We start from the raw sequence: 6,468 nt of genomic DNA, 5'->3' as shown, positions 1-6,468 counted from the left end.
CACCTGCGGCAGCGTGGACGACGGCAAGAGCACGCTGATCGGCCGCCTGCTGTACGAATCGAAAATGCTGTTCGAAGACCAGCTTGCTGCGCTCGAAGCCGACTCGAAAAAGGTCGGCACGCAGGGCGGCGATCTCGACTTCGCGCTGCTTGTGGATGGTCTGTCGGCCGAGCGCGAGCAGGGCATCACGATCGACGTGGCCTATCGCTTCTTCTCGACCGACCGGCGCAAGTTCATCGTTGCCGACACGCCGGGCCACGAGCAGTACACGCGCAATATGGTGACCGGGGCATCGACTGCCGACCTGGCGATCATCCTGGTCGATGCGCGCTACGGCGTGCAGACGCAGACGCGCCGCCACAGCTTCCTGGTGTCGCTGATCGGCATCAAGCGGGTGGTGGTCGCCATCAACAAGATGGATCTGGTCGGCTACTCCGAAGCCACGTTCCGCCGCATCGTCGATGACTACCGCGAGTTCGCGCGTCAGCTCGGGCTGGAAGACATCGTCGAAATTCCGATGTCGGCGCTCAAGGGCGACAACATCACGACCCCCAGCGATGCCATGCCCTGGTATCACGGCCCAACGCTGATGGCGTATCTCGAAACGGTCGAGGTGGATCAGAAGCGCCGTTTGAAAAGCCCGTTCCGTTTGCCTGTGCAGTGGGTCAACAGGCCGAACCTCGATTTCCGCGGCTTCGCCGGCATGATTGCCGGCGGCAGCATCACGCCGGGTACGGCCATCCGGGTGCAGCCGTCGGGGCGCACCAGCACGGTCAAGCGCATCGTCACGGCCGACGGCGATCTGCCGCGCGCCATCGCGGGTCAGTCGATCACGCTGGTGCTGGAAGACGAAGTCGATATTTCGCGCGGCGATGTGATCTCGACGCTCGAATCGCCGGCCGAAGTGGCCGACCAGTTCGAGGCGACCCTCGTCTGGATGCAGGACGAACCACTGATGCCCGGCCGCGCCTACCTGATGAAGATCGGTACGCGCACGGTCACCGTCACGGTCACCGACATCAAGCACAAGGTGAACGTCAATACCCTGGAACATCTCGCGGCGAAGCAGCTCGCCCTGAACGAAATCGCGGTGTGCAAGCTGAGCGTCGACCGGCCGATCGCGTTCGACCCGTACGAGCGGGTGCGTGAAACCGGCGGTTTCATCCTGATCGATCGCATCAGCAACGCCACCATCGGTGCCGGCATGCTGAGCTTCGCGCTGCGCCGTTCGCACAACATCCACATGCAGCACGTGGATGTGGACAAGATCTCGCGCGGCGCGATGAAAGGCCAGCGCCCCTGCGTGCTGTGGTTCACCGGCTTGTCGGGCGCCGGCAAATCGACGCTGGCGAACCAGGTCGAAAAGCGCCTTCACGCGCTGGGCCGCCATACCTATCTGCTGGACGGCGACAACGTGCGCCACGGCCTGAACAAGGACCTCGGCTTCACCGAAGCCGACCGCGTGGAGAACATCCGCCGCGTGGCCGAAGTGTCGAAGCTGATGGTCGACGCCGGTTTGCTCGTGATGACCGCCTTCATTTCACCATTCAGGTCCGAGCGCCGCATGGCACGGGCTCTGATGGAAGAGGGCGAATTCATCGAAGTGTTCGTCGATACACCGATCGCCGTGGCCGAAGAGCGCGATCCGAAGGGGCTGTACAAAAAGGCGAGACGCGGCGAGATCAAGAATTTCACCGGCATCGATTCGCCCTACGAAGCGCCCGAGCACGCCGAAATCCGCGTGGATACGAGCGGGCAGGACGTTCAGGTCACCGTTGACATCATCATGCAGCACCTGCGTGAGCGAGGCATCCTGGTCGGCGAGGGCGGCGCCGCTGGCGATGTTTGAGCTGTGTGATTTTCCGGCCGGGCACGCGGATGGATCGCGCTGTTGTAGGAGCGATCCATTGATCGCGAACACGGACTTTGCACATCGGCAGGTGCGTGATCAACGCGCCGATTCGCGATCAATGGATCGCTCCTACCTGACGTCACGTGATTTTCGGGCCTGGCACGCGATGGATCGCTCCTGCCTGACATCACGTAATTTTCCGGCCTGGCGCGCGGATGGATCGCGCTGTTGTAGGAGCGATCCATTGATCGCGAACACGGACCTTGCACATCGGCAGGTGCGTGATCAACGCGCCGGTTCGCGATCAATGGATCGCTCCTACGCGGCGTCACGTGATTTCGGGCCTGGCGCGCGGATGGATCGCTTCTGCCTGGCGTCACTTGATCTTCGGGGCTGGGGCGCGGATGGATCGCGCTGTTGTAGGAGCGATCCATTGATTGCGAACACGGACCTTGCACATCGGCAGGTGCCCAAGTGCCCGCGATGATTGCGAGCTGGATCATGGAAGGGGATACGGCGGCGGCGGGACGCTTACGGTGCACCGACGGGAGCTTGAAGTCGATGTCGAGGTCGTGGCGGACGACCACCCTCTGACGCTTGTGCGGGTTCGCGATTGAAGAATTGGTGGCGGCCGACGATATGCATCGCTGTACGAAGGCTTGTTTCGGGTGATGGGGGCTGCGAGTACTGCTTGCCGCCCGCAGAGCCGGCTGGCCATGCAGGGCCAGCAGTGGATCGCCGCACCCACTGAAAGGCAGCGCCCATCGCGGCGACATCGCCACTCCCACAAAAACCTCGCGGCTTGCTGAATCGGCCGGCTTTGCCGGTACACAAAATTGCGCGACCTGAGGGGTTTGTCACTCAATCCCGCCGGGTTGTCATCGAACGCTCAATTCGGTGCGATATGCTGAAATGCAACATTGTGTGGAAACGACCATGACCCTACTCGTCACCGGCGGTGCCGGCTTCATCGGCAGCAACTTCGTTCTCGACTGGCTGGCCGGATCGGATGAGCCGGTTGTCACGCTCGACGCGCTGACCTATGCCGGTAACCGGCAAAACCTTGCGTCGCTTGATGGCGATGCGCGCCATGTCTTTGTTCATGGCGACATCTGCGACCGTGATCTGATCGACCGCTTGCTGTCGGCGCACCGCCCGCGTGCCCTCGTGCATTTCGCGGCCGAGTCGCATGTCGACCGCTCGATCCACGGCCCGGGTGCGTTCATGCAGACGAATGTCACCGGCACCTTCACGCTGCTCGAAGCGGCGCGCGGCTACTGGGGTTCGCTGGAAGGTGAGGAAAAGGCGGCGTTCCGCTTTCACCATGTCAGCACCGACGAGGTGTACGGCTCGCTCGGCCCGACCGACCCGCCCTTCACCGAAACCCACGCCTACGAGCCGAACAGCCCGTATTCGGCGAGCAAGGCGGCGAGCGACCATCTGGTGCGCGCCTGGCACCACACCTACGGCTTGCCGGTGGTCACCACCAACTGTTCGAACAACTACGGCCCGTTCCACTTCCCGGAAAAGCTCATACCGCTGATCATCGTCAATGCGCTGGCCGGCAAGCCGCTGCCGGTGTACGGCGACGGGCAACAGGTGCGCGACTGGCTGTACGTGAAGGACCACTGTTCGGCCATTCGCGAAGTGCTGGCGCGCGGCCGGCTGGGCGAGACCTACAACATCGGCGGCTGGAACGAGAAGCCGAACATCGACATCGTGAAAACCGTGTGCGCGCTGCTCGACGAGTTTCAGCCGGACGCGGCCGGCCCCTACGAGCGCCTGATCACCTACGTGAAGGACCGCCCGGGCCATGACCGCCGCTACGCCATCGACGCGCGCAAGATCGAGCGCGAACTGGGCTGGCGGCCGGCGGAAACTTTCGATACCGGCATCCGCAAGACGGTGCGCTGGTATCTCGACAACCAGCCCTGGGTCAGCAATGTGCTGAGCGGCGGCTATCGCGACTGGGTCACGCAGCAGTACGGCGCGGGGCAGGGCACATGAAGATTCTGCTGTTCGGCAAGGGCGGTCAGGTCGGCTGGGAATTGCAGCGTGCGCTGGCGCCGCTGGGCAATGTGATCGCGCTCGATTTCGACAGCGAGGGCGAGCTGTCGGGCGACTTCAGCCAGCCGGACGCGATCGCCGCCACCGTGCGCAAGGTGGCGCCCGACCTGATCGTGAATGCCGCCGCGCATACCGCGGTGGACAAGGCCGAAAGCGAACCCGAACTGGCGCGCATGCTCAACGCCACCACACCCGGGCGCATCGCGGTCGAAGCGGCCGCGCTGGGCGCGCACCTGATCCACTACTCGACCGATTACGTGTTCGACGGCAGCGGAGAGGCACCGCGCGACGAAACCGCGCAGACCAACCCGCTCAGCGTGTATGGCCGCACCAAGCTTGAAGGCGAACAACTCATTGCGGCGTCGCGTGCCAGCCATCTCATCCTGCGCACCAGCTGGGTGTATGCCGCGCGCGGCGGCAACTTCGCGAAGACCATGCTGAAACTCGCGAAAGACCGCGACCGGCTGACGGTGATCAGTGACCAGATCGGTGCGCCGACTGGCGCCGAACTGCTGGCCGACATCACCGCGCACACCGCGCGCGCGCTGCGCCACAACCCGCAGCTCGCCGGCCTGTACCACTGCGTCGCCGCGGGCGAAACGTCGTGGCACGGTTACGCGATGCACGTGATCGAGAGCGCGCGGGCGGCCGGGCACGACATCAGGGTGAGCGCAGACGCCGTGCTGCCGATCCCCACGTCCGACTACCCGACACCGGCTGCGCGACCGCTCAATTCGCGCCTCGACACGCGCAAGCTGCACGACACGTTCGGGCTGGTGCTGCCGCACTGGCAGCTGGGTGTCGATCGCATGCTGGCCGAAATCCTCTGAACATCCTCCGAACTGAATTCAGGAACACACCATGACACGCAAGGACATCGAATGACACGCAAAGGCATCGTACTTGCCGGTGGCTCCGGCACCCGGCTGCATCCGGTCACCATCGCGGTATCGAAGCAGCTGATGCCGGTGTACGACAAGCCGATGATCTACTACCCGCTCAGCACGCTGATGCTGGCGGGAATTCGCGATGTGCTGATCATTTCGACGCCGCAGGACACGCCGCGCTTCGAGCAGTTGCTGGGCAACGGTTCGAGCTGGGGCATGAACATCGAGTACGCGGTGCAGCCCAGCCCGGACGGTCTGGCGCAGGCCTTCATCATCGGCGAAGACTTCGTCGGCGATGCGCCATCGGCCCTGGTGCTGGGTGACAACCTTTTCTACGGCCACGAGTTTGCCGACGACCTGAAGGCGGCCAGTGCGCGCACTGCGGGTGCCACGGTGTTCGCCTATCGGGTGAACGACCCGGAGCGCTACGGCGTGGTCGAGTTCGATGCCAACGGGCGCGCCATCAGTCTGGAAGAAAAGCCCGCCAAGCCGCGCAGCCGCTATGCGGTCACCGGGCTGTACTTCTACGACCAGCAGGTTGTGGAGATCGCGAAGGCGCTCAAGCCGTCGCCGCGCGGCGAGCTGGAAATCACCGATCTGAACCGCGTGTATCTCGAACGCGGTGCGCTCGACGTGCAGGTGATGGGCCGCGGCCATGCGTGGCTCGACACCGGTACGCACGACTCGCTGATCGATGCGGCGCAATTCATCCAGACGCTGGAAAAGCGTCAGGGCCTGAAGATTTCATGCCCGGAAGAGATTGCCTGGCGGCAGGGCTGGATCGACGACGAGCAGTTGCGGCGCATCGCCGCGCCGCTGGCCAAGAGCGGCTACGGCCAGTACCTGCTGCGCATCATCGAAGAGAGGGTGTTCTGATGAAGGTGGTCGAAACGGGTATCGCCGGCCTGCTTGTGCTTGAGCCCAAGGTGTTCGGCGACGCGCGCGGCTTCTTCATGGAAAGCTTCAACGCGCGCGCGTTCCGCGAGGCCACCGGGCTCGATGTGTCGTTCGTGCAGGACAATCACTCGCGCAGCGGCAAAGGCGTGCTGCGCGGCCTGCACTACCAGGTCAGCCAGCCGCAGGGCAAGCTGGTGCGGGTGGTGCAGGGCGCGGTGTTCGATGTTGCCGTTGACCTGCGCCGCAGCTCACCCACCTTTGGCAAGTGGTACGGCGTGGAACTCAGCGGCGAAAACCACCGGCAGTTCTGGGTGCCAGCCGGCTTTGCTCATGGCTTCTACGTGCTGAGCGAGTCGGCAGACTTCCTGTACAAGACCACCGACTACTACGCGCCGGAGCACGAGCGCAGCCTCGCCTGGAACGACCCGACAGTCGGCGTCGAGTGGTCGCTGCAAGGCCCGCCCCTGCTGTCCCCCAAGGACATCGCCGGCAAGCCGCTGGCCGAGTGCGAGGTGTTCGCCGATCTCTGATCGCGGACACTGTGATCGCGGACGGGGTCCGCTCCTACGAAGGGCAACACCGTCGCGGTTTTCGTAGGAGCCGTCCCACGGTCGGCCCTGCATGGCCGGCCGGCTCTGCGGGCGGAGAGCGGTGCTCGCCGAAATCCCCGCTCCGCCCCTGCAGGCGATCCGGTCTCCGAACACGCAACATCGCATGCTCGACGTGCGCATCGCGGACGGGGTCCGCTCCTACGAAGGGCAACAC

At 64.3% G+C, this 6,468-nt stretch carries 5 protein-coding genes; all 5 read left to right on the top strand.

The features are described 5' to 3' along the window. The coding region (cysN, locus tag Q8R75_RS12540) for a sulfate adenylyltransferase subunit CysN (RefSeq protein WP_305626500.1) at nucleotides 1-1,849 on the top strand (1,849 nt) is incomplete at its 5' end. 939 nt (nucleotides 1,850-2,788) lie between these two features. Then, nucleotides 2,789-3,859 carry a dTDP-glucose 4,6-dehydratase gene (rfbB, locus tag Q8R75_RS12535; RefSeq protein ID WP_305614277.1) on the top strand — a complete coding sequence of 357 codons (1,071 nt, stop codon included), beginning with the start codon at nucleotides 2,789-2,791 and terminating at the stop codon, nucleotides 3,857-3,859. Beyond that, nucleotides 3,856-4,749, top strand: a complete 894-nt coding sequence (rfbD, locus tag Q8R75_RS12530) for a dTDP-4-dehydrorhamnose reductase (RefSeq protein WP_305614278.1) — start codon at nucleotides 3,856-3,858, stop codon at nucleotides 4,747-4,749. Before rfbB ends, rfbD begins: the two co-directional genes overlap by 4 nt. A gap of 51 nt (nucleotides 4,750-4,800) precedes the next feature. Next, on the top strand, nucleotides 4,801-5,682 hold the full coding sequence (gene rfbA, locus Q8R75_RS12525; protein ID WP_305626117.1) for a glucose-1-phosphate thymidylyltransferase RfbA: 882 nt from the start codon (nucleotides 4,801-4,803) through the stop codon (nucleotides 5,680-5,682). Next, nucleotides 5,682-6,233, top strand: a complete 552-nt coding sequence (rfbC, locus tag Q8R75_RS12520; RefSeq protein ID WP_305614280.1) for a dTDP-4-dehydrorhamnose 3,5-epimerase — start codon at nucleotides 5,682-5,684, stop codon at nucleotides 6,231-6,233. The genes rfbA and rfbC overlap by 1 nt, the downstream gene beginning before the upstream one ends. The last annotated feature ends 235 nt before the right edge of the window (nucleotides 6,234-6,468 follow it).

This window comes from Methyloversatilis sp. (genome assembly GCF_030696805.1).
Taxonomy (GTDB): Bacteria; Pseudomonadota; Gammaproteobacteria; order Burkholderiales; family Rhodocyclaceae; genus Methyloversatilis.
This window is presented reverse-complemented; position numbering and strand designations above follow the sequence as displayed.